The sequence below is a fragment of the Pseudomonas sp. BS-2016 genome (assembly GCF_001806145.1).
In the GTDB taxonomy this organism is placed as follows: Bacteria; Pseudomonadota; Gammaproteobacteria; order Pseudomonadales; family Pseudomonadaceae; genus Aquipseudomonas; species Aquipseudomonas lundensis.
Genome location: NZ_MLCT01000019.1, coordinates 404,939 through 431,695, shown reverse-complemented (window position 1 = coordinate 431,695; position 26,757 = coordinate 404,939). Strand labels below are relative to the sequence as shown.

Annotated in this window: 22 protein-coding genes; 6 read left to right on the top strand and 16 right to left on the bottom strand. The window is 56.4% G+C overall.

The genetic code is table 11. The features are described 5' to 3' along the window. The first annotated feature begins 45 nt into the window (after positions 1-45). The 6 genes from BKD70_RS12400 to fabI are packed head-to-tail and all read left to right on the top strand — an operon-like array spanning position 46 to position 8,237. Positions 46-1,878: an extracellular solute-binding protein gene (locus tag BKD70_RS12400; protein ID WP_256542650.1), complete on the top strand. Its 1,833-nt coding sequence runs from the start codon at positions 46-48 to the stop codon at positions 1,876-1,878. Then, complete coding sequence (locus BKD70_RS12395) at positions 1,875-3,716, top strand: extracellular solute-binding protein (protein WP_047276579.1); 1,842 nt, start codon at positions 1,875-1,877, stop codon at positions 3,714-3,716. The genes BKD70_RS12400 and BKD70_RS12395 overlap by 4 nt, the downstream gene beginning before the upstream one ends. Next, positions 3,717-4,790, top strand: coding sequence for a microcin C ABC transporter permease YejB (locus BKD70_RS12390; RefSeq protein WP_047276581.1), 1,074 nt, complete (start codon positions 3,717-3,719; stop codon positions 4,788-4,790). A 1-nt stretch (position 4,791) separates the two neighbouring features. Next, positions 4,792-5,811 carry an ABC transporter permease gene (locus tag BKD70_RS12385; RefSeq protein ID WP_047276583.1) on the top strand — a complete coding sequence of 340 codons (1,020 nt, stop codon included), beginning with the start codon at positions 4,792-4,794 and terminating at the stop codon, positions 5,809-5,811. Between the two features lies 1 nt (position 5,812). Next, positions 5,813-7,423 carry an ABC transporter ATP-binding protein gene (locus tag BKD70_RS12380; RefSeq protein ID WP_047276585.1) on the top strand — a complete coding sequence of 537 codons (1,611 nt, stop codon included), beginning with the start codon at positions 5,813-5,815 and terminating at the stop codon, positions 7,421-7,423. Positions 7,424-7,442: 19 nt separating this feature from the next. Beyond that, positions 7,443-8,237 (top strand): enoyl-ACP reductase FabI, encoded by a 795-nt coding sequence (fabI, locus tag BKD70_RS12375; RefSeq protein ID WP_047276587.1) that lies wholly within the window; start codon positions 7,443-7,445, stop codon positions 8,235-8,237. Positions 8,238-8,490: 253 nt separating this feature from the next. Here the strand turns inward: fabI and BKD70_RS12370 are convergent, their stop codons facing one another. From BKD70_RS12370 to BKD70_RS12290, 16 genes are all read right to left on the bottom strand, one after another. After that, positions 8,491-10,362, bottom strand: coding sequence for a SurA N-terminal domain-containing protein (locus BKD70_RS12370; protein WP_047276592.1), 1,872 nt, complete (start codon positions 10,360-10,362; stop codon positions 8,491-8,493). A gap of 229 nt (positions 10,363-10,591) precedes the next feature. Beyond that, positions 10,592-10,864 carry an HU family DNA-binding protein gene (locus tag BKD70_RS12365; protein ID WP_003183171.1) on the bottom strand — a complete coding sequence of 91 codons (273 nt, stop codon included), beginning with the start codon at positions 10,862-10,864 and terminating at the stop codon, positions 10,592-10,594. A 148-nt stretch (positions 10,865-11,012) separates the two neighbouring features. Further along, complete coding sequence (lon, locus tag BKD70_RS12360; RefSeq protein WP_047276594.1) at positions 11,013-13,409, bottom strand: endopeptidase La; 2,397 nt, start codon at positions 13,407-13,409, stop codon at positions 11,013-11,015. Positions 13,410-13,573: 164 nt separating this feature from the next. Then, positions 13,574-14,857: an ATP-dependent Clp protease ATP-binding subunit ClpX gene (clpX, locus tag BKD70_RS12355; RefSeq protein ID WP_047276597.1), complete on the bottom strand. Its 1,284-nt coding sequence runs from the start codon at positions 14,855-14,857 to the stop codon at positions 13,574-13,576. A 106-nt stretch (positions 14,858-14,963) separates the two neighbouring features. Beyond that, positions 14,964-15,605, bottom strand: a complete 642-nt coding sequence (gene clpP / locus BKD70_RS12350; RefSeq protein WP_047276599.1) for an ATP-dependent Clp endopeptidase proteolytic subunit ClpP — start codon at positions 15,603-15,605, stop codon at positions 14,964-14,966. A 91-nt stretch (positions 15,606-15,696) separates the two neighbouring features. Further along, positions 15,697-17,007 carry a trigger factor gene (gene tig, locus BKD70_RS12345; RefSeq protein WP_047276601.1) on the bottom strand — a complete coding sequence of 437 codons (1,311 nt, stop codon included), beginning with the start codon at positions 17,005-17,007 and terminating at the stop codon, positions 15,697-15,699. Between the two features lie 1,056 nt (positions 17,008-18,063). Further along, entirely contained in the window at positions 18,064-18,549 is a 486-nt protein-coding gene (locus tag BKD70_RS12335; protein ID WP_047276603.1) for a DUF2514 family protein, read from the bottom strand. Further along, a complete protein-coding gene (locus BKD70_RS12330) occupies positions 18,546-19,079 on the bottom strand; it encodes a glycoside hydrolase family 19 protein (protein ID WP_047276604.1) in 534 nt (177 codons plus the stop codon). The genes BKD70_RS12335 and BKD70_RS12330 overlap by 4 nt, the downstream gene beginning before the upstream one ends. Before the next feature lie 60 nt (positions 19,080-19,139). After that, on the bottom strand, positions 19,140-19,751 hold the full coding sequence (locus BKD70_RS12325; RefSeq protein ID WP_052892190.1) for a phage tail assembly chaperone: 612 nt from the start codon (positions 19,749-19,751) through the stop codon (positions 19,140-19,142). A 1-nt stretch (position 19,752) separates the two neighbouring features. Continuing rightward, positions 19,753-21,681: a hypothetical protein gene (locus tag BKD70_RS12320; RefSeq protein ID WP_139047517.1), complete on the bottom strand. Its 1,929-nt coding sequence runs from the start codon at positions 21,679-21,681 to the stop codon at positions 19,753-19,755. After that, on the bottom strand, positions 21,681-22,289 hold the full coding sequence (locus tag BKD70_RS12315) for a YmfQ family protein (protein ID WP_047276606.1): 609 nt from the start codon (positions 22,287-22,289) through the stop codon (positions 21,681-21,683). The genes BKD70_RS12320 and BKD70_RS12315 overlap by 1 nt, the downstream gene beginning before the upstream one ends. After that, positions 22,280-23,320, bottom strand: a complete 1,041-nt coding sequence (locus BKD70_RS12310) for a baseplate J/gp47 family protein (RefSeq protein ID WP_047276608.1) — start codon at positions 23,318-23,320, stop codon at positions 22,280-22,282. The genes BKD70_RS12315 and BKD70_RS12310 overlap by 10 nt, the downstream gene beginning before the upstream one ends. Continuing rightward, the gene (locus tag BKD70_RS12305) at positions 23,310-23,711 is read right to left on the bottom strand and encodes a phage GP46 family protein (protein WP_047276610.1); all 402 of its coding nucleotides are present in this window, start codon (positions 23,709-23,711) and stop codon (positions 23,310-23,312) included. The genes BKD70_RS12310 and BKD70_RS12305 overlap by 11 nt, the downstream gene beginning before the upstream one ends. A gap of 3 nt (positions 23,712-23,714) precedes the next feature. Continuing rightward, positions 23,715-24,206 carry a phage baseplate assembly protein V gene (locus BKD70_RS12300; RefSeq protein ID WP_047276612.1) on the bottom strand — a complete coding sequence of 164 codons (492 nt, stop codon included), beginning with the start codon at positions 24,204-24,206 and terminating at the stop codon, positions 23,715-23,717. Continuing rightward, the gene (locus tag BKD70_RS12295) at positions 24,203-25,312 is read right to left on the bottom strand and encodes a phage baseplate assembly protein (protein ID WP_047276614.1); all 1,110 of its coding nucleotides are present in this window, start codon (positions 25,310-25,312) and stop codon (positions 24,203-24,205) included. Before BKD70_RS12295 ends, BKD70_RS12300 begins: the two co-directional genes overlap by 4 nt. Before the next feature lie 5 nt (positions 25,313-25,317). Further along, entirely contained in the window at positions 25,318-26,751 is a 1,434-nt protein-coding gene (locus BKD70_RS12290; RefSeq protein ID WP_047276616.1) for a DNA circularization protein, read from the bottom strand. Between the last annotated feature and the right edge of the window lie 6 nt (positions 26,752-26,757).

Genomic DNA, 26,757 nt, shown 5'->3' with positions numbered 1-26,757 from the left:
TTACTGTACGGAAACCCAAGCCCAATGCCGGATCGGATCTCTGACTTGAAGCGTCCCCTCCTCCCGTTACTGCTCTGCCTGGCCTTGAGCGCCCCCGCCTGCGCAACCCTCAGCGAAAGCCACGGTTATGCGCAGTTCGGCACACTCAAATACCCGGCCACATTTACCCATTTCGACTGGGTCAACCCTGACGCGCCCAAAGGCGGGACGCTCAAGGTCATGGCGTTTGGCACGTTCGATACGCTAAACCCCTATACCTTCAAAGGCACCAGCCCGGTTTCAACCCCCAATTTCTTGCAATACGGGGTCAATGAGCTCAATGAAACCCTGATGGCGGGCACCGGCCAATATGCTCCCTCCGGCGACGAGCCGACCGCCAGTTATGGCTTGATTGCCCAATCGGTTGAATACAACGAAGACCGCAGCTGGGTCGTGTTCAACCTCAGGCCCGAAGCGCGCTTTCATGATGGCGCCCCCATCACAGCCTACGATGTGGCGTTTTCATACAACCTGCTGCTCAAAGAAGGCCATCCGCAGTACCGCACCAACCTGCAAGAAGTGCAGCGCGTGGACATTCTGGGACCCAAGCGGATCCGGTTTGTGTTCAAGCGTTCGGGCAACCCGCTGCTGATTTTGCGCCTGGGAGAGCTGCCGGTGTTGCCCCAGCATTACTGGGCCACGCGCGACTTCAAGGCCACGACGTTCGAACCGCCGCTGGGCAGCGGTCCCTACCGGATCACTAAAGTGACGCCGGGACGGCAACTGATGTTTGAACACGTCAAGAACTGGTGGGGCGCCAACCTGCCAGTCAACCGTGGCAAATACAATTTTGACCGGGTGGACGTTGAGTTTTACCGCGACAGCGATGTGGCGTTCGAAGCCTTCAAGGCCGGTGAATTCGATATGTATATCGAACATCAGGCCAAAAATTGGGCCAATGGCTACAACTTCCCGGCCGTGCGCCGGGGCGATGTGATCCAGGCGCAAATCCCTCATCACATCCCGACTCAAACCCAGGGGCTGTTCATGAACAGCCGCCGCAACACGTTCAATTCAACCGGCGTGCGTGAAGCCATGGGCTTGATGTTCGATTTTGAATGGACCAACCGCACCCTGTTCAACGGCGCCTACCAGCGCGCGACGAGCTTCTATCCCAACAGCGATTTCTCGGCCAGCGGCATTCCACAGGGTCATGAATGGCTACTGCTTTCGCCTTGGCGCACGCAATTGCCGCCCGAACTGTTCAAACAGGCTTTTAGCCTGCCGCAAACACAAGGGCGCGGCATCCCCCGCGACACCCTGCGTCGCGCGCTAGCCTTACTGGCCGACAATGGTTGGAAACTCTCCGGGCAACGCTTGATCAATAGCGAAGGAAAACCGCTGAGCTTTGAGATATTGCTGGTAAATCCAAACCTTGAGCGCATTCTGCAACCGTACGTGGAGAACTTGGCGAGCATCGGCATTGCAGCGCGGCTGCGTACGGTGGACCGGGCCCAGTACAAACAGCGTCTGGATCAGTTCGATTTCGACATGATCCTCATGACCCTTGACCAGACCCTGAGCCCCGGCCTTGAGCAGTGGCAGTACTTTCACTCGAGCCAGGCCAACGTCAAGGGCAGTAAAAACTATGCAGGCGTGGCCAATCCGATTGTCGACCAACTGCTCGAAAAGCTGCTGGCCGCGCAAACCCGTGAAGAGCAATTGGCCGCAGGCCGGGCACTGGATCGTGTCCTGTTGTGGCAGTACTACAGCATCCCAAACTGGTATCTGAATTATCACCGCCTGGCGTACCGCAACCGGTTCGCCTTCGTGACTACGCCGCCCTACACATTGGGCTTGAGTGCGTGGTGGCTAAAGCCTACGGAGAAATCCCAATGATGCCTTTGCGTACCCTGCTAAAGCCCCTTGGCGGCCTGCTATTGGCCGGTGTCAGCTGCCTCGTGCTGGCCGCCCCGCAACATGCCCTGACCCTGTACGACGAACCGCCAAAATACCCGGCCAATTTCAAGCACCTCGATTACGTGAACCCGAATGCGCCCAAAGGCGGCACCTTCCGCAAATCCGCCCTCGGCACGTTCGACAGCCTGAACCCGTTTATCAATAAGGGCGTTCCGGCCGATGACATCGATCTGACCTACGACACCCTGGCCCGTCAGAGCCTCGACGAACCGTTTACCGCCTACGGACTGATCGCAGAAAAAATCGAAAAAGCCCCTGACAACAGTTGGGTGCGTTTTTATCTGCGTCCGCAGGCCAAATTCAATGACGGCCACCCGATCCGCGCAGAAGACGTGGTGTTCAGCTTCGACACCTTGATGAAAAGCGCCTCGCCGCTGTTCAAGAGCTATTACAGTGACGTAGAAAAAGCGGTCGAAGAAAACCCGTTGCAGGTGAAATTCATCTTCAAACACACCAAAAACCGCGAATTGCCGCTGATTCTCGGACAACTGCCGATTTTGCCCAAACACTGGTGGGAATCTCGCGACTTCAACAAGGGTAATCTCGAAATACCCGTCGGCAGTGGCCCTTACACCATTACCGAGATCAAGCCGGGCCGTTCGATACGCTACGAACGCAACAAGGACTACTGGGGCAAAGACTTGCCCATCAATAAAGGCCTGTACAACTTCGACGCCATCACCATCGATTATTTCCGCGATAACAGCGTCGCGTTTGAAGCACTCAAGGCCGGCCAATTCGATTACTGGCTGGAAATCAGCGCCAAAAACTGGGCAGGTGCTTACAACGTGCCTGCGGTCAAACAGGGTCGCCTGATTAAAGAAGAAATCCGCAACGCCAACCCCACCGGTATGCAAGGCTTTATTTTCAACCTGCGCAGGCCGATGTTTCAGGATGTGCGCGTGCGTGAAGCCCTGAACCTGCTGTTCGACTTTGAATGGGCCAACAAACAGCTGTTCAACGGTTCATATGCGCGCACCAGCAGCTATTTCGAAAACTCGGACATGGCCGCCAAAACACTGCCGAGCGACGAAGAACTGGCGATTTTGGAACCGTTGCGCGGGCAAATTCCCGACAAGGTCTTCACCGAGGTGTACAAACCGGATGTGACCGACGCCAGCGGCATGATTCGTGAGCAGCAGCGCCGCGCGTACAAGCTGTTACAAGACGCCGGGTGGCGCATCGTTGACGACAAGATGGTCGACACCCAGGGCAACCCGGTAAAGATTGAATTCCTTCTGGCGCAAACCGAATTCGAACGCATCTTGCTGCCGTTCAAGCGCAACCTCAGTGACTTGGGCATCGACTTGCAAATTCGTCGCGTCGACACCTCCCAATACCTGAACCGTCTGCGCTCAAGGGACTTCGACATGATCATCGGCAGCTTCCCGCAATCCAGCTCGCCGGGCAGTGAGCAACGCGAGTACTGGGCCTCTGAAAGCGCCGAAAAACCGGGCAGTCGCAACTTCATGGGCCTCAAGGACCCAGCCATCGATCAACTCACCGAAGGGCTGATCAATGCCGACTCCCGCCAGAACCTGATCACCCATGCCCGCGCGCTGGATCGCGTGTTGCAGTGGGGGTTCTATGTCATTCCCAACTGGCACATCAAAACCTGGCGCGTGGCCTATTCCAACCACATCGGTCACCCGGCCGTCACACCGCTGTATGACATCGGCACCTCCACTTGGTGGGTCAAGCCTGATGTCGAGCCGGTCACTGCCACTCAACCCACAAGCGAAAGCCTGGAGCCTTAGATGCTGGCCTATATATTCAGGCGACTGCTGCTGATTATTCCGACACTCTTCGGGATTCTGCTGATCAACTTCGTCATCATCCAGGCCGCTCCCGGCGGCCCGGTGGAGCAGATGATTGCCAAGCTCGAAGGTTTTGACGGCGCGACCAGCCGGATCGCCGGGGGCGGCTCCGAAGTGTCGGTCGCAGGCTCCAACTACCGTGGTGCGCAGGGGCTGGACCCTGCGTTGATTCAGGAAATCGAAAAAATGTACGGGTTCGACAAGTCTGCCCCGGAGCGCTTGTGGATCATGATCAAGAATTACGCCCACCTGGATTTCGGGGAGAGTTTTTTCCGCGACGCCAAGGTCATTGATCTGATCAAAGAAAAAATGCCCGTCTCGATCTCGCTCGGCCTGTGGAGCACGCTGATCATGTACCTGGTATCGATCCCGCTGGGGATCGCCAAGGCCACGCGGCACGGCAGTCATTTCGACGTATGGACCAGCTCGGCCATCATTGTCGGGTATGCGATACCCGCCTTCCTGTTCGCCATTTTGCTGATTGTGGTGTTTGCCGGCGGCAGCTACCTGGACTGGTTTCCATTGCGCGGCCTGACCTCCAACAACTTCGATGAACTGAGCCTGGGCGGCAAGATCCTCGATTACTTCTGGCACCTGGCCTTGCCGGTCACGGCGCTGGTGATCGGCAACTTCGCGACCATGACCCTGCTGACCAAAAACAGCTTTCTGGACGAAATCAACAAACAGTACGTGGTAACGGCCAAGGCCAAGGGGCTGACCCGTCATCGCGTGCTGTATGGCCACGTGTTTCGCAACGCGATGTTGCTGGTGATTGCCGGTTTCCCGTCTGCTTTTATCGGCATCTTTTTTACCGGTTCCTTGCTGGTCGAAGTGATTTTCTCGCTGGACGGGCTGGGTTTGATGAGCTTTGAAGCGGCGATAAACCGTGACTACCCCGTGGTTTTCGGCACGTTGTTCATCTTCACGCTGGTCGGCTTGCTGGTAAAACTGATCGGTGACCTCTCATACACCCTGGTTGATCCGCGCATCGACTTTGAAAGCAGGGAGCATTGAGATGACGTTATCGCCCCTTAACAAGCGACGATTCGCACGGTTCAAAGCGAATAAACGCGGCTGGTGGTCACTGTGGATTTTTTTGGTGCTGTTCACGCTCAGCCTCGGCGCCGAGTTGATCGCCAACGACAAACCGCTGGTCATCCGCTACGACGGCGAGCTGTACTTTCCCGCCCTCAAACGCTACCCCGAGACCGACTTTGGCGGTGAGTTCCCGCTGGAGGCCAATTACAAGAGCCCTTACATCCGCGAACTATTGGCCAAAAAAGATGCCTGGGTGCTGTGGCCACCCATTCCGTATAGCTATCAGAGCATCAACTACGACCTGAAAGTCCCGGCCCCCGCACCGCCTTCAGCCGAAAACTGGCTCGGCACCGATGACCAAGGGCGCGACGTGCTGGCGCGGGTGATTTACGGCTTCCGGATTTCGGTGCTGTTCGCCCTGACCCTGACGATCTTGAGTTCCATCATCGGTGTGATTGCCGGGGCGCTGCAGGGCTTCTACGGAGGCTGGGTCGACCTGGCAGGTCAGCGCTTTCTGGAGATCTGGTCCGGATTGCCAGTGCTGTACCTGCTGATCATCCTCGCCAGTTTTGTGCAGCCCAACTTCTGGTGGCTGCTAGGCATCATGTTGCTGTTTTCGTGGATGAGCCTGGTGGATGTCGTGCGGGCCGAATTCCTGCGGGGTCGCAACCTGGAGTACGTTCGGGCCGCCCGTGCCCTGGGCATGCAGGACATGGCCATCATGTACCGGCACATTTTGCCTAACGCCATGGTGTCGACCATGACGTTCATGCCGTTCATTCTGACCGGTGCGATCGGCACCCTGACTGCGCTGGACTTTCTGGGCTTCGGCCTGCCGCCGGGAGCGCCCTCTCTGGGCGAGCTGGTCGCCCAGGGTAAATCCAACCTGCAAGCGCCGTGGCTGGGCATGAGCGCGTTCGCCGTGCTGGCAATCATGCTCAGCTTGCTGGTGTTCATCGGTGAGTCCGCTCGCGATGCCTTCGACCCGAGGAAATGAAATGACGCAGGACAATCTGATCGAAGTGCGCGATCTCTGCGTCGAGTTCGTGGCCGGGGAGCAACCGCAGCGTGTGGTGCAAGGCGTGAGCTTTGACATCAAACGTGGCGAAACCCTGGCACTGGTGGGCGAAAGCGGCTCAGGCAAATCTGTCACGGCCCACTCGATCCTGAGGCTGCTGCCCTACCCCATCGCCCGCCACCCCGGCGGCAGCATCACCTATGCGGGGCAGGATCTACTGACGCTGGACGAGAAAAAACTGCGGCACATCCGCGGCAACCGCATCGCCATGATTTTTCAAGAGCCGATGACGTCACTCAACCCCTTGCACAGCATTGAAAAGCAGATCAATGAAGTGCTGGGGCTGCACAAAGGGTTAACGGGCAAGGCAGCCACTGAGCGGACGCTGGAGCTGCTGGACCTCGTAGGCATCCCCGAGCCCCGCAAACGGCTAAAGGCCTTGCCACACGAGCTCTCCGGCGGCCAGAGACAGCGTGTCATGATTGCCATGGCCCTGGCCAATGAGCCTGAGTTGTTGATTGCCGACGAACCCACGACGGCGCTGGACGTCACGGTACAGCTCAAAATCCTCGATTTGCTCAAAGATTTGCAGGCCCGGCTGGGCATGTCGCTGTTACTGATCAGTCACGATTTGAACCTGGTTCGACGAATTGCTCACAGAGTATGTGTCATGCAGCGCGGTTGCATCGTCGAACAAGCATCGTGCGAACAGCTGTTCCGTTCGCCGCAGCATCCTTACACCCGGGAACTGCTCGGTGCAGAGCCCAGCGGAGGCCCAGCGGATACCGTCGCGGGCCCGACGTTGCTGAAGGTCGAGGACCTGAGAGTCTGGTTTGCGATCAAAAAAGGGCTGTTGCGCAAAACCGTCGATTACGTAAAAGCAGTCGATGGCATTAACTTCAGCCTGCCCCGTGGTCAAACGCTGGGCATTGTGGGGGAAAGCGGATCGGGCAAATCGACGTTGGGGCTGGCGATTTTGCGGCTGATTGCCAGTCGCGGCGCGATTCATTTTGGGGACAAGCAGCTAGACTGCCTGTCGCAGAAAGACGTCAGACCGTTGCGACGCCAGATGCAGGTGGTGTTTCAGGACCCGTATGGCAGCCTCAGCCCGCGCATGAGCGTCAGCGAAATTGTCGGTGAAGGCTTACGCATTCACGGCATGGGCACCGCTCAAGAGCAAGAAGCCGCCATTATTGAGGCGTTGCGTGAAGTAGGTCTGGATCCTGAAACCCGGCACCGTTACCCTCACGAGTTTTCAGGTGGACAGCGGCAGAGAATCGCCATTGCCCGCGCGTTAGTGTTGAAGCCAGCGTTGATTTTGCTGGACGAGCCAACCTCTGCGTTGGACAGAACGGTACAACGCCAGGTCGTCGAGCTCTTGCGTGCTCTGCAAGCCAAGTACAACCTGACGTATTTGTTTATCAGCCATGATTTGGCGGTAGTCAAAGCGCTGAGCCACCAATTGATGGTGGTCAAGCAAGGCCAAGTGGTCGAACAAGGTGAGGCGTCTTCCATTTTTGCCTCGCCGCAACATCCATATACACAGCAGTTGCTGGAAGCCGCCTTTTTGGCACCAGTGGCTGTCGATTAATCTGATAGAGGAACAACACATGGGTTTTCTCGCCGGTAAGCGCGTCCTGATCGTCGGTGTCGCTAGCAAATTGTCCATCGCTTCTGGCATTGCTGCCGCCATGCACCGTGAAGGCGCTGAACTTGCTTTCACTTATCAGAACGAAAAGCTGAAAGGCCGCGTTGAAGAGTTCGCCGCAGGTTGGGGCTCCAGCCCTGAACTGTGCTTCCCTTGCGACGTTGCCAGCGATGAAGAAATTGCCAAGGTCTTCGAAGACCTGAGCAAGAAGTGGGACGGTCTGGACTGCATCGTTCACTCCGTGGGCTTCGCTCCGGGCGACCAACTGGATGGCGACTTCACCGACGCCACCACCCGTGAAGGTTTCCGCATTGCCCACGACATCAGCGCCTACAGCTTCGTGGCCCTGGCCAAGGCTGGCCGCCCGATGATGAAAGGCCGTAATGGCAGCCTGCTGACCCTGTCGTACCTGGGCGCAGAGCGCACCATGCCCAACTACAACGTGATGGGCATGGCAAAAGCCAGCCTGGAAGCGGGCGTACGCTATCTTGCTGGCAGCCTGGGCCCGGAAGGTACGCGCGTTAACTGTGTATCGGCAGGCCCGATCCGCACGTTGGCCGCGTCGGGCATCAAGAATTTCCGTAAAATGCTGGCAGCCAACGAAGCGCAAACGCCTCTGCGTCGCAACGTGACCATTGATGAAGTCGGTAATGCCGGCGCCTTCCTGTGCTCTGACCTGGCGTCGGGCATCAGCGGTGAAATCATGTACGTTGACGGCGGCTTCAACACCACCGCAATGGGCAACATCGAAGAGTAACTCTTCGCTGTCGCTGCCTTGAAAACGCCCGGTGCAGCCACTGCATCGGGCGTTTTGCGTTTAAGGTCGGCGCTCCTCCTGCTCTTCCCTCGTCGCATGCGCCGCTACACGGCCAGCCCCCTGATCACGCGAGGACCGCATTCCCTCTGCGTACCCTAATCGCGAGGGAGCTACTGGCCCGTTTCCCAAGCAAAAAAAATGGCCGCTCCATGAGCGGCCATTTTGGTTGAGGCTAAACGCTTGATCTCACGGCTTAGTAGCGTTCGACCTTGGCCTCGTTTTCCAACTGCTTGCGGAAAGCAGAGAAGTCCTGCTGACCGGCACGCGAGGCGAGAACGCGACGATACGTAGCTTTCTCTTCTGCTGTCGGCTGGGCACCGTCATTGACGGCATTCAACCGCAGCACAACAACACTGCCATCCGCCAGGGTAACGCTGCTGAACGTCGGCTTGTCCTTGGAGGCTGGCTTGGGCATGCGGAATACGGCTTGCAAGACAGCCGGATCGATACCGTCCTGACCTCGTGCCACCGCTTGCTCAACCTTCCAGGCATGACCATCAACCGGCTGATTCAACGGCAACTTGCCATCGCGCAGACCTTTAATGATGTCCTCAGCCCGAGTTTTGGCCGCAGCACTGGCGTGCTCTTTAACCAATTGCGCACGAATGCTTGGCGCGACCGCTTCCAGCGGCAATTGCTCCGGCTTGCGGTGCTCCTTGACGCGCAATACGACAACGGTCTCAGGATCAAGCTCAATGGCAGAGCTGTTCGCCCCCTCATCCATCACTTCAGTGCTGAATGCGGCCTGAACCACAGCGCGGTTGGCGGCAACCCCTTCTCCACCTTCACGACCAAACGGTGCAGAGGTGTGAACGGTCAACTTCAGCTCCTGGGCTGGCTGCGCCAGATCAGAGGCTTCAAATGCCGAATCTTCAAGCTGCTTGCTGGCATCGACAAAGCGCTGCTCGACCTGTTGTGTTTTCAGGTCACGCGTCAGTTTGTCTTTGAGGCTGACAAAGGTCGGCACCTCAGGCGCTTCCACACCCAGCAGTTTGATCAAGTGGTAGCCAAAGCTCGTGCGAACCGGCTCGGACACCTGGTCTTTGTTCAGCGCATACAGGGCTGTCTCAAACACCGGGTCGTAAACACCCGGGCCTGCGAAACCAAGATCACCGCCGTTAGCCGCCGAACCTGGATCCTGAGAGAACTCCTTGGCCAATGCCTCGAAACTTTCGCCCTTGGCCAGACGTTGTTGAATCTCGGCGATTTTGGCCTTGGCTTGCTCGTCGCTGACTTTGTCGTTCACTTCAATCAGGATGTGCGCGCCACGACGCTGTTCAGCCAAATTGGCGATTTCTTTCTGATAAAGCGCCTGAAGCTCGTCATCCTTGACCGCCACCTGATCAAAGAAAGAAGACTTCTTCAATTCGATGTAATCGATCACAACCTGATCAGGGGTCATGAACTCTTTGGCGTGCTCGTCGTAGTAGGCCTTGATCTCGTCATCGCTCAATTTCACCGCAGCAGGATCGGCCTTGATGTTCAGCGAGTCGAAATCGCGGGTCTGTTTTTCAAGACGGGCGAAGGCGTTGACTTGCTCATCGGTAACGAAACCACTGCCTGCCAAACCGGCGCGCAGCTGACCAATCAGCATTTCTTCAGCCAACATGTCACGAAATTGCAGACGGCCGTAGCCCAACTGGCGGATGACCTGATCGAAACGCTCGGGACTGAACTTGCCATCCACCTGGAACTCTGGCGTTTGCAGAATCACTTGGTCCAGCGCGGCCTCAGAGAAAGAGAACTTGGACTGGTTGGCACCTTGCAGCAACAGCTTGCGGTCGATCAACCCTTTGAGGGCCGACTCACGCAGCATTTTCTCGTCCAGAAGCGAGGCATCGAAATCCTTGCCCAGTTGCTGCATCAGCTGACGACGTTGCATGTCGACGGCCTGGCTCAACTCGGTTTGAGTGATTTCTTCACCGTTTACCTTGGCTGCATCCTTGCTGGTCGAAGTGGCTTGAAAAATGGCATCGAAACCGGTCAACGCCATTAACGCGACGATGACACCGATGATGGTCTTGGCAATCCAGCCTTGTGAATTGTCCCTGATATTTTGCAGCATGCTTCCCCCAGAAACGGTCTTGCTTAATGAACAACCGTGGAGCGTGGGTAGAGTCCGGATAGAAGAAAGGCGCATCCGAGGATGCGCCTTCTCGTAACTGGCGGAGCGGACCGGGCTCGAACCCGCGACCCCCGGCGTAACTGATCGATATAGCCATCGACCGCACTACCGCTCCGCTGCCAAGCCTGGCGTGCGCCTGACCCGGTTGGGTAAAAGGTGTAGCAGAAACTCAGTTAACGGCTTCTTTCAGCGCTTTACCGGCTTTGAAACCTGGCTTTTTAGCAGCAGGAATTTCCAGCGTTTTACCGGTCTGTGGGTTACGACCAGTACGAGCAGGACGATCGGTTACAGAAAAAGTACCAAAGCCAACCAGTACCACAGAGTCGCCAGCCTTAAGAGCGCCAGTGACGGATTCGATTACTGCGTCCAGCGCACGGCCGGCGGCAGCTTTCGGGATATCAGCAGATGCAGCGATAGCATCAATCAGTTCCGACTTGTTCACTCTAAGTCCCCTTATATCTATCTGAGTATGTTTCTAAAGTTTTTTGGTCAAAGCAAAACGACTGCTGAAGCACTTACGGACACTTATAGAGCCGCTTTATAACAAGGGCTCTAAAAAGCGTCAAGAAAGCCCCTCAGGCGAATCCGTATTAATGCGTGCTAATTCTTTCCTTAGAGTCAGACTCTCGTTTGTCTTCCTTGGCGACAATCTCGGGAGCCTCGGCCGGCAAGGGCTCCGGCGCGTATTGCAGCGCAATTTGCAGGACTTCGTCAATCCATTTAACCGGTTTGATTTGAAGATCCTGTTTGATGTTGTCAGGGATTTCCTTCAGATCACGGACATTTTCTTCAGGAATAATTACTGTCTTGATCCCACCACGGTGAGCAGCCAATAGTTTTTCCTTCAAGCCCCCGATGGCCAATACCTGACCACGCAGCGTAATTTCACCGGTCATCGCAACATCGGCCCGCACGGGAATCAGCGTCAGTGCGGAGACCAAAGCGGTGCACATTCCGACACCCGCGCTCGGGCCGTCCTTGGGCGTAGCGCCTTCAGGCATATGAATGTGAATATCGCGTTTCTCGTGGAAATCCAACGGGATACCCAGACTTTTAGCCCGACTGCGCACAACCGTCAGCGCTGCCGTAATCGACTCGACCATGACATCGCCCAGCGAGCCGGTCTTGATCAGTTGACCTTTGCCAGGCACGACTGCGGCTTCAATCGTCAACAGCTCGCCGCCCACCTGAGTCCAGGCCAGGCCGGTTACCTGACCAATCTGATCTTGCTGTTCAGCCAAGCCATAACTGAATTTTCTTACACCTAAAAAGTGCTCGAGCAAATCAGACGTCACCACCACAGAGAAGCGTTTTTCCAACGCATGCTCTTTGACGGCTTTACGGCAGATCTTGGCAATTTGACGCTCAAGCCCCCGTACACCGGCTTCACGGGTGTAGTAACGAATGATGTCGCGAATGGCTTCGTTGTCGAATGCCAATTCGCCTTTTTTAAGGCCATTCGCCTCGATTTGCTTGGGTGCCAGGTATTTGACAGCAATGTTGATTTTTTCGTCTTCGGTGTAACCCGGCAGACGAATCACCTCCATCCGGTCCAGCAACGCTGGCGGAATGTTCATGGAGTTAGAGGTGCACAGGAACATCACATCGGACAGGTCGTAATCAACCTCGAGGTAATGATCGTTGAAGTTATGGTTTTGCTCGGGATCGAGCACTTCGAGTAACGCTGACGCGGGATCGCCACGCATGTCGCTGCCCATTTTGTCGATTTCATCGAGCAGAAACAGCGGGTTACGTACGCCCACCTTGGTCATCTTTTGAATCAATCGGCCTGGCATCGAACCGATATAAGTCCGGCGATGGCCCCGAATTTCAGCCTCGTCACGGACACCACCCAACGCCATTCGCACGAATTTACGATTGGTTGCATGGGCGATCGACTCGGCAAGCGAGGTTTTACCGACCCCGGGAGGCCCGACCAGGCACAGCACCGGTCCACGGATTTTCTTCACCCGCTTTTGCACAGCGAGATATTCAAGAATCCGCTCTTTAACTTCCTCCAGACCGTAATGGTCGGCATCAAGGATGTCTTCAGCGCGCTTGAGGTCCAGACGCACCTTGCTCTGCGCTTTCCAGGGCACCTGGACCAGCCAGTCGATATAGGAGCGTACGACCGTCGCTTCGGCCGACATGGGCGACATCTGCTTGAGCTTGTTAAGCTCAGCCTGCGCTTTGGCCATGGCATCTTTTGGAAGGCCGGCTGCATCAATGCGCTTTTTCAGTTCTTCAATTTCGTTGTGACCTTCGTCACCATCACCCAGCTCTTTCTGAATGGCCTTCATCTGCTCATTCAGGTAGTACTCGCGCTGACTGCGTTCCATCTGCTTTTTGACGCGGCCGCGAATGCGCTTTTCAACTTGCAGCAGATCGATTTCGGCGTCCAGCAGCGCGAGCACGTGCTCCACCCGGGTTTGCAGATCGATGATTTCGAGTATTTCCTGCTTCTGTTCGATCTTGAGTGCCATATGGGCAGCCATGGTATCGACCAGTCGGCTTGGCTCATCAATGCTGTTAAGCGAAGACAACACCTCAGCCGGTACTTTTTTGCCCAACTGCACATACTGCTCAAACTGCGAGAGCAGGCTGCGTACAAATACTTCGGACTCGCGCTCAGGCGCAGCCGCTTCTTCGATCAAGGAAACTTCGGCGCTCAGGTAGCCATCCGCCTGGCCAAATTTTTCAACAGCGCCACGCTGCTCACCCTCGACCAGCACCTTGACGGTACCGTCTGGCAGTTTCAGCAACTGCAAAACAGTGGCGATAGTGCCCACGCCATAAAGTGCGTCGGCAGTGGGATCATCGTCTGCAGGGTTTTTTTGAGCCAACAGCAGGATTTGCTTGTCGCCCGTCATCGCAGCCTCGAGGGCCTCGATCGACTTCTCGCGTCCCACGAACAGTGGGATCACCATGTGCGGATACACAACGACATCACGCAACGGCAGGAGAGGCAATTCGATGGTTGTCTTCATGATTTCGCCTCTACGGCGGCCATACGGCCGTAATCAGATGGAAGTAAGCTTGAAGCCAAGATGGGGGCTGTCTCTAAAAAAAACAAGCGTTGATAGGCAGTAAAAACAAAGGGGCCCGAAGGCCCCTTTGTTAAACACGCACCATGTAACAAAGAGCTACACATTTACGCGTCTGGCGCAGCCTTGGCAGTCGCATCGTTGTTTTCGTAAATCAACAATGGCTTGGACTTGCCTTCGATAACGCTTTCATCGATCACCACTTTACTCACCTCGGACTGCGAGGGGATTTCATACATGGTGTCGAGCAGCACGCCTTCGAGAATGGAACGCAGGCCACGAGCACCTGTTTTACGTTCCAGAGCACGCTTGGCCACAGCTTTCAGCGCATCCGCACGAAACTCAAGGTCTACACCTTCCATTTCGAACAGCTTGCCGTACTGCTTGGTCAGCGCATTTTTAGGCTCGGTGAGAATCTGCATCAATGCAGCCTCATCCAGCTCATCCAATGTCGCCAGTACAGGGAGACGGCCTACGAATTCCGGAATCAGACCAAACTTGACCAAATCGTCAGGTTCGACCTCACGCAGGGATTCACCTACCTTCTTGCCCTCTTCCTTGCTGCGAACCTCAGCACTGAAGCCAATACCGCCACGGGTTGAGCGAGCCTGAACGACCTTTTCGAGGCCGGAGAAAGCACCACCGCAAATGAAGAGAATATTACGGGTATCAACCTGTAAAAACTCTTGCTGAGGATGCTTGCGCCCACCTTGAGGCGGAACGGAAGCCACGGTGCCTTCGATCAGCTTCAACAAAGCTTGCTGCACACCTTCGCCGGAAACATCCCGGGTGATGGACGGGTTGTCAGATTTGCGTGAAATCTTGTCGATTTCATCAATGTAGACAATGCCCATCTGAGCCTTCTCTACATCGTAGTCGCACTTCTGCAACAGCTTCTGAATGATATTTTCAACATCTTCACCCACGTAACCCGCCTCAGTCAGCGTGGTTGCGTCGGCAATGGTGAAAGGCACATTCAGCAAACGAGCCAAGGTCTCTGCCAGCAGGGTTTTACCCGAGCCAGTAGGACCGATAAGCAAGATATTACTCTTGCCCAGTTCGACGTCGTCGTTCTTTTTGTCACGCTGGTTAAGGCGCTTGTAGTGGTTATAAACCGCTACAGCCAAAACCTTTTTGGCACGTTCCTGACCAATTACATACTGATCAAGGATGCCGCTGATTTCTTTTGGCGATGGTAATTTATGCGCACTGCTCTCGGCCTGGGCTTCCTGCACCTCCTCACGGATGATGTCATTGCACAGGTCGACGCATTCGTCGCAGATAAAGACCGAGGGGCCGGCAATCAATTTGCGCACTTCATGCTGGCTTTTGCCACAGAAGGAGCAATAGAGCAATTTGCCGTTGTCCTCGCCGTTGCGGGTGTCAGTCATTCGATCGATCCAAATCCGATAGGCTTGCAACACAAGATGAAGGCAACTGCAGGCTTTTTCAAGCCCACAGGTGGCCGGATAAACCAACCACCTACATTTGAGCTGCTTAAGCGGGCATTTGACGCTTGCTGAACACAGAGTCGATCAAGCCATATTCGGCTGCACGCTCGGCACTCATGAAGTTGTCACGCTCCGTGTCACGCTCGATGGTTTCGAGGGTTTGACCGGTGTGATGCGCCAACAGCGAGTTCAAACGATGACGGATGTTGAGGATTTCCTTGGCGTGAATATCGATATCCGACGCCTGCCCCTGGAAACCGCCCAGTGGCTGGTGAATCATCATCCGCGAGTTTGGCAGGCAATGACGCTTACCCGGCGCACCGCCAGCCAACAGGAATGCACCCATGCTGCAGGCCTGACCAATACAGATGGTCGAGACGTCCGGCTTGATGAACTGCATGGTGTCGTAGATCGACATGCCTGCCGTTACCGAGCCACCAGGGGAGTTAATGTAAAGATGGATGTCCTTGTCCGGGTTTTCGGCTTCAAGGAAGAGCAACTGCGCCGCGACCAGGTTAGCCATGTAGTCTTCTACAGGGCCTACCAGGAAGATGATCCGCTCCTTCAACAGGCGCGAATAGATGTCATAGGCGCGCTCGCCACGGGCGGACTGCTCAACAACCATCGGGACCAAGCCGCCAGCGGCTTGAATGTCAGAGTTCTGCTGCATATAAGAATTGCGGGACATGTCCTGCAGTCACTCCCAAATAGTTCTGTCTTGAATACGCATAAGCCAGCACGAGGCTGGCTTATGGTTGTGTTTTCAAACGAATCTGAAATCAGTCGGCTTGTGGAGCTTCCACCGGCTTGACAGCTTCTTCGTAAGAGACCGACTTATCGGTCACCTTAGCCTTCTGCAGAACAGTATCCACAACTTGTTCTTCCAGCACAACCGAACGGACTTCGTTCAATTGCTGGTCATTTTTGTAGTACCAGGCTACAACCTGCTCCGGCTCTTGGTAAGCAGAAGCCATTTCCTGAATCATTTCACGAACGCGATCTTCGTCTGGCTTCAGGTCGAACTGCTTGACCACCTCAGCCACGATCAGACCCAGCACAACGCGACGCTTGGCTTGCTCTTCAAACAGCTCGGCTGGCAGTTGATCCGGCTTGATGTTGCCGCCGAACTGCTGAACAGCCTGAACGCGCAGACGGTCAACTTCGCTCGACAACAGCGCCTTAGGCACTTCAATCGGGTTGGCAGCCAGCAGGCCTTCCATAACCTGATTTTTAACCTTGGACTTGATCGCCTGACGCAATTCACGCTCCATGTTCTTACGAACTTCGGCGCGGAAACCTTCAAGGCCAGTCTCTTTGATACCGAACTGAGCGAAGAATTCTTCGTTCAATTCAGGCAGCTTTGGCTCAGAAACGGTATTAACCGTCACAGTGAACTCGGCAGTTTTGCCTGCCAGATCAAGATTCTGATAATCCTCAGGGAATGTCAGGGTCAGAACGCGCTCTTCGCCTGCCTTGGCGCCTACCAGACCTTCTTCAAAACCTGGAATCATGCGGCCCGAACCCAGAACCAGCTGAGTACCTTTCGCCGACCCGCCCGCAAACACTTCACCGTCAACCTTGCCAACGAAGTCGATATTCAGTTGATCTTCGTTCTGAGCAGCACGCTCAGTGACTTCAAAACGGGTGTTCTGCTTGCGCAGCACTTCCAGCATTTTGTCCAGGTCAGCATCAGCCACTTCAGCGCTCAGACGCTCAACGGCAATAGTGTCCAGACCCGTCACTTCGAATTCAGGGAACACTTCGAAAGTGGCGATGTATTCCAGATCTTTGCCTTTTTCGAACACTTTAGGTTCTACAGATGGCTGACCTGCCGGGTTGAGTTTTTGCTCAACCACTGCTTCGTAGAAGGAAGCCTGAATGATGTTGCCCAGCGCTTCTTGACGCGCATCAGCTTCGTAACGCTGGCGGATCACGCTCATTGGCACTTTGCCTGGACGGAAGCCCGGGATCTTGGCCTTTTGGGCAGTCTGTTGCAGACGCTTGTTGACTTCAGCCTCAATACGCTCAGCTGGCACGCCAATGGTCATGCGACGCTCAAGAGCGGAAGTATTTTCAACAGAAACTTGCATGGATATTCCTCGTTGCACAGACGTTAGCCGGCCGTTTCCGACCCCATAATCAAGGGCATGCATTCTAGTGGGTCAAACTCAAGAAGTCACCCTACCGCATTCGTACCCGGAAACAGCACACGCATTAATAAGGAGCAGCATTCATTCGCTCACTCCCGGAGACACAACCTATAACCATAAAGACCGAATCAGAACCTTCCTATATAGAAGGCGACTCTCGGCCATAAACGCCCACCAAAAAGGCCCAGCTAAAGAGGAAAAACAGAAATGCCTGACTCGACAACCCGCCTCTTTAGCATGATCAATGGCGCTTGAACATTTAAAAACGCCAAAACGAAAAAGGCGCAGCCCTTTTCAGGTGCTGCGCCTTTTTTAGTAAGTGGACGAGCCACTAATTTGGTGCGGACGGAGGGAATCAAATCAAAGCCTGAAGCCCTTACCGTACAAGGCCTGCGATACAAACCGAAAAACCAATGTACTAACCGCTGTACTAAAATGCGCTTGCTGGGAACTCTCCACGAGCACCCTAACGTGTTGGTATTGTTACACAAAATAGGCTCTGCATAGAAACCCTGCCGCAGCAGGGTCAATCCAACGCTAATCCTCGCATACGATCGAGCCTTCTATATATAAGGAGGGACATGACGCGTAGATCGATCATTCCCAGCCGGATCAGTAAACCATTTTCTCGACTCCCCCTATCCTGAGGGCCTGGACTTGAAAAGGGGCAGCCTGTCGCCGTTGACCTCAGCCTCATCCAGAAACAGCCCAATGAGATATGCCTCTTCCCACTCAACCAAAGCCCATAATCTGGCAGCATCAGAAATTTCAAGCATGTCCGATAGCTCTCCCGCGTCAACCTGTCGGCGTGCATGAGCCAGTCTTGCCAAGGCTACCAGCCTCCTCAAGCCTTCATCAGGATCGGTAATCAGGTCAGTTGGCATCCTGATGGCAGCCTTCCATTCGGCTAGCGGGTCAGATATAAGCTGAGTCATATTTAAACTGTATAAATAAACAGCATTTGTATCAGGTAACCACTGTCGAATAAAGGCCCGTTCAGCGGGAGTATGCAGTCAGGGCATCGTAGGATCGCTCGCAGGAAAATCCGGCCCGACGACTCGCTGCAAGCGCTGCCGCCAATTCTCCCGCATATCCATCAGCTTCTGATCGCAGCTCGGCGAGCAGATCGACAAGGTCGTTGATTGTCTTGCCTCGCTGGGCAAGGCGGGCACTGAGGACGGACTTGTCGGCAAGTAGCTGACGGGTTTGGTCGCGCAGGCTGTCATTGTCAGCGCGCTGCTCAGCAGCAAGAGCATCGTCTTTCTGTTTCTGATGAGTTGCATCGGCGCGCACCTGGTCAATGTCTCGTTGACGTTGTTGTTCGGTCTTGCGGGCTTTTTCGCTTGCCTCTGTCGCAGCGCTGGCAAGGGCCGCACTCAGTTCGGCCAGTTGCTTACCGTAGCGCCATGCGTCCACTTTCCATGTGGAAAAACAAGCAATGGCCACCAGTGTGGCAATGCTAATCCAGCGCCCCTGACTCACGCCAAAACCTTCAATGCTCGCGCATACACCGCCTGACGATCCGCCGCGCCGTTCTGGCCACCGTTGATGCGGCGAGTGATGGCGTCGAACTGGCCAGCATCGGCCAAGGTGTTGAGCCCCCTGTTCGCCCAAAACCACGCTGCCGACATGCACGCATGTTGCGGCTTTTCCAGCAGCTCCGGCTGGCTGATCAGGTCCAGGCCCAGCGCTTCACCGCAGGCTTTGTAGTTGGCACGGCCGGTGATCTGGATCAGGCCACGGCCGCGAAACTTGGAACCGTCACCCGGCTGAGTGTTGCCCAGATCAGCGCGGCCTTCGTAGCGGGCCTGGGCTTTGGTCGGGCCCCAGATCTCTTTCACGTATTTGAGCTGACCGGACTCATGACCGATCTGGGCGATGAAGGCCGCCACCCGCTTCGAGCCGACGATCTGATAACGGTTCATGGCAGTGTTCAGGACAGGTGCAAAAACGCCGGCAACATGGCCGGCGTTCGGGAAGATTTGCAGCAGTTGCTGCGTGGTGATAGGCATGGCTTTCTCCAGGCAAAAAAATACCCGCACAAGGCGGGATCGTTGATCGTGAATTCCGTCTCAGTTGAGCTGAGAGGAAAGCCAGAGCGGTTCCTGAGGGCGACTTTTCAAGTCCGGAAATGTTTCGGTCTGCGGCCAATCCCGCAAATCCATTCTGAACCCTTGCAACTCCTGGTACTGGTCAGCCTGCAAGGATGTTGGGCGACCGGCTTCCGCTTCATCACGATGACGAATGATTAGCGTGTCAGTGCTCTGCAAAAGTCGGTCACGCCACTGTCTTTGCATTTCACGCTGTTGCTCAAGGGATGGCGGCGGCAGGTCTACCAGACAGGGATAGCCCTGCTCATCCAGCGCAATCACCTTACCGAATGAGGATGCATGCGAGAGTTCTAAATATTGAGCTTCAGTCAGCTCTATAAGCTCGTCCTCGGGAGGCAACAAGCAATCCGGGTTAGCCACGCGGATCAGGCGCGGCGGAACGTCTTCGTCGGGTATTGCAATCATTTCGGCCGAGCTGCCGAGGCTCTCAACGTCCGGCGTCCAGTCGGGATCAGGCACGTACACCATGGGCGGCATCCACTCTGGATCGATCACGTCTTTGAAGCGGGAGCCAAATACCGACTCACAGTAAAAGTTGAGCCCTGTGCGGTGCAAATAGTAAATGTCAGTCATATCAGTTACCCCAAGCCTCCCAGTAGCACGGGCCTACGCCATCGTTACCGTTAACGATGGTGAACCCCGTACGCGTTACATCTTTAACGGCATAGTTGCCAACAGCACTGCCTTTCATCTCGGCGTTCTGCACGAAATTCACGCCCAAAATGGCGCCGGGGAATGTCATGGGAAACGCCACCGCTATAGCCGCATCCTGCCCCAAATTGGCGGTCACACCCCACATGCGAATCAGGCCTGTATCAGCGCATCGCCACCACCCAGTAGCGCCCATGCTGCTGGTGTTCTTCGGAGCATTCCCCGAGTGCCACACAGTGTGGGCGTTGGCACCCATCGACAGCCCGCCTACCTTGAACTGGTTGTCCGTGTCCAAACCAAAGTACGCACCGAAAATCCCTTTGCGGTGAAACAGCATCACCGCCGAAGCCGCGCTGTTGGCTTCGTTATGCACTTCCAATGAGCCGGTTTCGCCGGTCAGAGCGGCTATTTGCGGAGAATTCCCCGAGCCGCAATGCAGGTTCGAACCGCTGGCCAAAGACTGGTTAACCTTGAGGTACTGCGCAGGCGGGTACTTGGTCACGTCCCACAACGCGCCGCGCCCGTTGAATACATCGCCAGTAACAAAGTCCGCCGAGAAAATCTCTTTTGACTCACTGCCGTAATAGCCGATATAGCGCAGGCGCTGACGGTAGACGTTCAGCGAGCCGATGCCCTCTTCGGACTTAAAGCTAATCGAAGGGCTGCTGGTGGTCAGGCCCGCAAGGGTCAGCGGGCCGGTCATGGTGTCGCCGGTATTGCGTACACGCTTGGCCAACTCATCGTTGATGGCCGTGGCAAAGTTCGGGTTGTTTCCCAACGCTGCTGCCAGCTCATTGAGCGTGTTCAAGGATTCTGGAGACGAGCCCACAAGGGCGGCCACTGCGCTCTCAATCAGTTGTGTGGTTTGGGTCTTTGTGTAGGTTGTAGCGCTGTCAGCTTTAGTCGCAAGCGCTGCTGTCATCGCCGCCGCGTCAGCTTTTGTGGCGGGGTTGAAAGTTGCAGCCGACCACAGTTGCTGCCCACCCCAGCACAATACCCCTTGGGCGCTCATGGCCAAATCACGCGCTAAACGCCCACTCCAATGGAAGACCGCTCGCGGCGCATATTCAAAGTCAGAAGTGCTCGCTGCAACGCCGCCGGCCTCAAGAATCTGTAAAGCGCCCCCATTACCGTCTGATGAAGTTCCTCCAGGCTCAGGGGCTGAGAGCTGCGGACGCTGTCGACTGATGCTCCCAACCTTTAAAGCATCAGTAATGCCATACCCGGCAAGGGTCGTCGGGTTGCTGCCTGCAATAGCACGCCCCCTGCGATCAACAGTAAGGCTCTTGTAAGTTCCCGGTGCTATACCGGTATTCCCCAAGACCTGCTCAAAGTTCAGTGCCGTAGCACCCACGTTAGGCGGGGTGATGTTGCTCAATTGCCAGATAGATCCGTAATTCACCGTGCCTGCTTGCACAGGCACCATCATGCCGGGGCTGACCTCGATGTTTTCATCTGCGTCTTGAGTGCGAACCCATACCCCGCCCCCGGCAGAGTACAGGCCATTTTGGGCCGCATTGGCCTGATTCTTCACCAACACCCGGTCACCAGCCGCCAAAGCCACGCCGTCAATCGACTGTAGGCCGCTGAGAGCAATTGCTCCCGTAGTGGCCACTCGTACCGTTTTCTTCATGTCGGCCGCTGCGAAGGTCTGGATAGCCTTCAACAACTGGTTAACCTGACTTTCATCCGGTGTCAGGCCGGCCGCTTTGATAACGCTCAACAGCTCTTCAGTAACCGAGTTGCCCCACGCGGAGGGGATCAATGAACCCACTTGGCCCGTGGTGGAGTTTTCATCAACAAACTTGCCTTCGACCAAACCTACGTTTGGAACGCTCTTTGGATAATCCATTAGGACTGCTCACCGTAATTAATAAATTCAACTGTGTGGGCCGGGGCCGCTCTGCGTAGCACGCACTCCAAGGCCCCGCTCGGATTACCCCCGAAGGTCTCGCCCCAGTAACTGGCACCAAAGCGCCGCCCAAGGCGCCTGCGAGGCCCGGTTTCTAATGTCCACATGAACTGCGCCACCCACGTACCAAAGCGCGCAGACCCGAAGCGCGAGCGCGAGCCAAAACGCGGCGCTCTATGCTCGATCACCTTGGCATGGGGGTAGCCTTGACTGATGGCCAGCTCAACGAAATACGCCGGGGTCTGGCCACCGACTTCGACCAGTCGGCGGCGAACCGCCAACTGACGATCTTCAAAACGCGGGAACTCGCCCATGCACGCATCAGGCAGATTCATGACGCGCTCCCAGTCAGGGACCAGTTCGCGCACGGTATCCGGCAGGCTCTCGGCCAGCAGGTCAGCGGCCCGCAAGTCCTCACGGGCCAGCTCTTGCGCTCCGGCCTGCAACAACGCGTCAATGTCCGGGGAGAACTCCAGCTCCCACGCAGGGCCGGGAGGCAACAGGGCACGTAATTGCTGGTAATAGTCGGGGGCTGTTCTTATAGCCATTGCACCCCCCCGTACGTCAGCAGCTCGTTACGGGCGGCGGTAATGTTTCCTGACGGGCTCTGTAGGTCGTGGTCTTTTTCGCCCGTCGCGCCGCTGATTGCCTCCCGGATATGGGTGTTCAGCATCACGCCACCCAAGTCAGATTCCCGGTTATGCAAATCCACCAGCGCTGCCTCAACAGCCGCCCGAACTACCCCGCTGTCAGGGGTCAGCTTGATTCGGTACTGAATGGGTCTTTCCACAGGGGGAAGCACGTATAGCTCTGCCGTGACGGGGCGCTCTTTCTGGATGTAAGCCTCAACAACGGCGCAGGCTTCTGCACTGGGGATCAGGTCGATATCATCATCACGGACAAAGAAAAGCCCGACCGTACCGGGGCCAAGCCAGTGACGAATCAGCCACGCACGCGTCACGCCTGCCACCTCTAAGGCCCACGTCACGTAGTCGCTGGAACTGCCGCCGTGAGGGATCACCCGGTACGAGCGAATCACCCGCCCGCGCAGGGTCTCTATGCTTTCTTGCTCTGTGCCGCCTCCCAGACCGGGAGCCATCACCGTGAACTCCGTCCCAACACCCCGCGCCGGTGAGACCAGTCGCAACACTGTGCCTGCCGGTGTATTGCCTAACTGGCCGGGCTCTAACGCCTCCAGTTGGGCGACACCTTGCGTCTTGACCAGCTTGACCGATGCGGTAACGCGAAAGCGCACACCATCCTCACGCTGCAACAACGTGCCGGCGTCCAGAAGGGCGGGCGCTGCGCCGATAAAACTTGCTGATCCTGTCGCCGCCACAGCGTCCAGCCGGTCGCGTTTGAGCCGCGCCCGAGCCATGCGCCGCAATGTGTCCTCGTCAGCGGTGTCAGGGAGAATTTGCGCGGCAATGTATTCCTGATGGCCGTAGCGCCCATAAGCAGCCCCCGCAAAGACGCGGGCCAGCACTTCGGCATCAGAGCGCAGCAAGGCGCTGGAGCCGCCCAAGTCGCTTTGGGCTCGGGCAATCAGCTCCGGGAGTGACGGGGTATTAAATGGCATTGATCACCAACCAAAGGTTTTCAAGATAAATTTCCACGGGCCCGCCTTCGCGCATGTGAAGCACCACTTGCAAGTCCAGCCGGTCAAGGCCGCGTGTCACGATGATGTCGATATGCGTCACGCGGCCATCGTCGAGCATCCATTGCAGCGACTCGCGGGCGAACGCCTCGGCATCGCGCTCCGTGGTCGCCGTCAGCTTGCGGCGGCGCAACTGCCAAAGCCGTGACCCGATACGGTCATTGGCCTGCGTGGGAAAGCTGTCTCCCCACCAGCCGTAGCGTTCGTCATCGTCCAACGGGTCATCAGGGGAGGCCCGACGCCACGTAAGCAGACTGTTTACCGCTGCCCTTCGCCAAGCGCTGTCCACGTTTTCGCTATTGATAACGGCCATCAGCTATCCCCCAGGCACCGGTTTTTTGTCCGACCCTTCGTGTACGTGATTCACTTGGCTGACCTTGGCGGCCACCTGATCGCCGTCCGAGACAATTCGCCCTGTGGTGTGGATCAACGGCGTGTCGAACTCGACAGCCGTACCGGCTTTGATTTTCAGGGTCATGGTTTCAATCTCGATAACCCGATCACGCTTGAAGTGCAAAACGTCGCCTTCATCGGTGTACAACGCGACCTCACCGGTCTCAAGACCTGCCAGCCGAAAGCGCCGGTCTGCAATGCAAACCACCACGCCGTGTGAACGATCACCGCCAATGAAAGCCGCTAACCCCTCTGCACCCGGATGCGGATTGGACGTGTAGCCATACGGTTCGAGGTGTTCCATGTCGTCTTTCATTTCCCCGGCCAGCAGGCGCATTTGCAGGCTTTGGAGTTTGCTTGTGGCATTCACCAGACTGACAACCCCACGGGCAAACACTTTATTCATCAGGCTCATTCGGGCTTCCAGTCAGCAGGGATCAGGTATTCAAAGTTGTCCGCCTTGCCGCCCTTTTTCAGCTTGCGGGCTTTGTGCGGGTCTTTGGGTTCCGGTTCAAAGGCATCAGGCGGCGCCACGGTCATGGCAGCCGTGGTGCCGCTGTCATCGAGCACGTATTCGATTTCACTGATCAGCATGTCGCGGTCGATGCCTATGAGCGGATCAACCACGCGCACCAACATGTTCGGGCGCCATAGCTCGCCATTGGATTGCCGCCACCCCTGCACTTTGTATTGCAACGAAAGCGCCTTGCCGATGCGATTACCGCGCTCCCAGTTGGCCCGTGCGCTGGCCAGCTCGGGGCTGAGCTGGCCACTTTCATGAATCAGCAACACCCGCTTTCTGGCAGCCCGTGGGTCACTGACACTGGCCTGCACCTCTGACGCGCCCTCTCCGTGGACGGTGTCCGTTCCAGCCCGCTGCCCCACCACTTCGTAGTCGGAGAACACGCCGGAAAAATCCAAAGCCCCCGAACCGGTGAGAATATTTTTCCCCAGCTCCAGGCGATCAACTGCGCGGCCAGCACTGCCCGGCTTGACGATCACCAGTCGCCCACGCGCGTCATCCGTCGACAACAAACGCGATAACGTCAGCAGGCGGTCGATGGACTCGAAAACGGTTTCACCCGGTTCAATGGTGTGGTCGATCAGCTTGTCGGTTTCGGGCACTTCGCTAAGCACGCTGATGCCGTACGAGTCGGCCAGCGCCTGCACCACCTGTTGCACGCTTTGGTTGCGCCACTGGCCCGGCTTATTGATTGCTGCGCAGTCCACCAGATCCGCGGTTAAAGATCGTCCGCTAATGCTGCGGCTGACTTTGGTGGCGTCATAGCTGATTGGCGTAGCGAATACCCAGCCCGTTAAAACCAGATCCTCGCCTATCCTGACCTCGCATCGAGCGCCTTGGCGCACAGGAATTTCCGTGTCCTGCCCCGGCCAACGCCATGTCACGTCGAGGGAAAAGTCCCGGCTTTGTCGTTCTATCCCTGCGCTGATGCTGACTTTTTCCCAGCCACGGTAATCCAGTCCGTTGACGCTGAGCGTCACGGCATTGGTGTTTTGCATGGGGTTTACTCCTGAGCGACTTGCAACACCGCAGGCGGCAGAAAGCCGGGGTGTTTGACCCTGTTACGCGTAACGATTTCTTGCGCCCGCGACGCGTCACCAAAGCGCTGATAAGCCAGCACCAACGCAGGCAGGCTTTGTTTGGGCGTGACCTGCACCAAGCGCACACCCGAGCGGGCAACTTGGGTCAGGTGTGTTTGCAACTGCTTACGCACGCTCTCAAGCTGCGTGAAGTGCTCGTGAGGGGCGGCCAGTGCTGCCCCCCATAGCGCTTCGCACGCCGCATCACGCAGCGCAATAATTTCATCGGCCGCAGGCACTTCAGGCCGAACAATGGGCAATGCCACTTGCTGTTCCAGAGAAGGCACAGCCGGCAACGCCGCCGGCGGGAGCACCACCGGCATGGCGGCGGAAGTACGCACCGCATGGACCAACAGCATATCCCGCACCAATTCCCGTGCCGCCTTGACCACTGCAACGGTGGCCAAGCCGCCGGCTGCACTGTTGGCCACCGAGTCTGCCACTGCCGCCGCCGTCAGGGTTCGTGCTGCCTCCAGCTTGCTGGTGACGTCGCGTCTTGACTCGACAAAGCTGGTGAAGCCGGGTTCGGTATCCGCCAGTTTTGCAACCGTCTGCATGAACAGCGGATCAGCTTCAACCGCCGCCCCCGATACTGCGCCGCCACTCCCGACCGCACCGCCTGAACTGCCTGAGCCTGAACCCGAGTTGCTGTAACCCGAGTTATAGGGCTTGGTCGATGAACCTGTGTAGGACTGGCCGAAGCGGGCGAATTGAGCGCGAAACATGGCACTGAAATTACCCGGCGCATTGATCAGCATGTCCGCCAAAGCCTCGACCGACCCCACCAGACCAATCAGAGAAGCAAACTCGCGCTGGATCAGCATTTGCACACCGGCAATGCTGTTTTGCAGTGCGGCCACTGATAACCGGGCTCGGTTCACAATGGCCATTGCCGCCTTGTAGCGCGACAGAGCCGACTCCAGCAGGGTCTCAGAGGATTCTTCCAGTTGCTTTGAGGTGTTGGGCACCCCGGCCGGAAAACCCTTCTCACCATCCTCTACAAACGTCAGATCAAACCGAACTACCCCACCCTCACGACGCTCATGGGACACGTCGCAATCTGTCGCCGTGACCGTCATGCGGCCAAACCATGGGTGTATCAATTCGCCGGGGCCAGGCTGATCGAGTGCTTTTAACAGGTCATCACGTTTTACAAAACAATCATCCCCCACCACAAAAGCCGCTAGTTTTGGAATCCGCGTTTTACGGCCAAGATCCTCTACAAATGGCTTATCCCGTTGCGGGTACTCATGCACCTGCGTGCGCCGACCTACAGACTGGCTGTCACTGTCCACAAAGAACGGGACGCCCCTGAACGAGGCCGGCTGTAACTGATCGCGCCACGTTGTATCTGCCATCGGCCG

Bases quoted from the DNA above. Each gene is read 5' to 3' on its own strand.
- BKD70_RS12395 (WP_047276579.1), top strand. From the start codon at position 1,875: ATGATGCCTTTGCGTACCCTGCTAAAGCCCCTTGGCGGCCTGCTATTG.
- BKD70_RS12390 (WP_047276581.1), top strand. From the start codon at position 3,717: ATGCTGGCCTATATATTCAGGCGACTGCTGCTGATTATTCCGACACTC.
- BKD70_RS12385 (WP_047276583.1), top strand. From the start codon at position 4,792: ATGACGTTATCGCCCCTTAACAAGCGACGATTCGCACGGTTCAAAGCG.
- BKD70_RS12380 (WP_047276585.1), top strand. From the start codon at position 5,813: ATGACGCAGGACAATCTGATCGAAGTGCGCGATCTCTGCGTCGAGTTC.
- fabI (WP_047276587.1), top strand. From the start codon at position 7,443: ATGGGTTTTCTCGCCGGTAAGCGCGTCCTGATCGTCGGTGTCGCTAGC.
- BKD70_RS12370 (WP_047276592.1), bottom strand. From the start codon at position 10,362: ATGCTGCAAAATATCAGGGACAATTCACAAGGCTGGATTGCCAAGACC.
- lon (WP_047276594.1), bottom strand. From the start codon at position 13,409: ATGAAGACAACCATCGAATTGCCTCTCCTGCCGTTGCGTGATGTCGTT.
- clpX (WP_047276597.1), bottom strand. From the start codon at position 14,857: ATGACTGACACCCGCAACGGCGAGGACAACGGCAAATTGCTCTATTGC.
- clpP (WP_047276599.1), bottom strand. From the start codon at position 15,605: ATGTCCCGCAATTCTTATATGCAGCAGAACTCTGACATTCAAGCCGCT.
- tig (WP_047276601.1), bottom strand. From the start codon at position 17,007: ATGCAAGTTTCTGTTGAAAATACTTCCGCTCTTGAGCGTCGCATGACC.
- BKD70_RS12330 (WP_047276604.1), bottom strand. From the start codon at position 19,079: ATGCCTATCACCACGCAGCAACTGCTGCAAATCTTCCCGAACGCCGGC.
- BKD70_RS12325 (WP_052892190.1), bottom strand. From the start codon at position 19,751: ATGACTGACATTTACTATTTGCACCGCACAGGGCTCAACTTTTACTGT.
- BKD70_RS12320 (WP_139047517.1), bottom strand. From the start codon at position 21,681: ATGGATTATCCAAAGAGCGTTCCAAACGTAGGTTTGGTCGAAGGCAAG.
- BKD70_RS12315 (WP_047276606.1), bottom strand. From the start codon at position 22,289: ATGGCTATAAGAACAGCCCCCGACTATTACCAGCAATTACGTGCCCTG.
- BKD70_RS12310 (WP_047276608.1), bottom strand. From the start codon at position 23,320: ATGCCATTTAATACCCCGTCACTCCCGGAGCTGATTGCCCGAGCCCAA.
- BKD70_RS12305 (WP_047276610.1), bottom strand. From the start codon at position 23,711: ATGGCCGTTATCAATAGCGAAAACGTGGACAGCGCTTGGCGAAGGGCA.
- BKD70_RS12300 (WP_047276612.1), bottom strand. From the start codon at position 24,206: ATGAGCCTGATGAATAAAGTGTTTGCCCGTGGGGTTGTCAGTCTGGTG.
- BKD70_RS12295 (WP_047276614.1), bottom strand. From the start codon at position 25,312: ATGCAAAACACCAATGCCGTGACGCTCAGCGTCAACGGACTGGATTAC.
- BKD70_RS12290 (WP_047276616.1), bottom strand. From the start codon at position 26,751: ATGGCAGATACAACGTGGCGCGATCAGTTACAGCCGGCCTCGTTCAGG.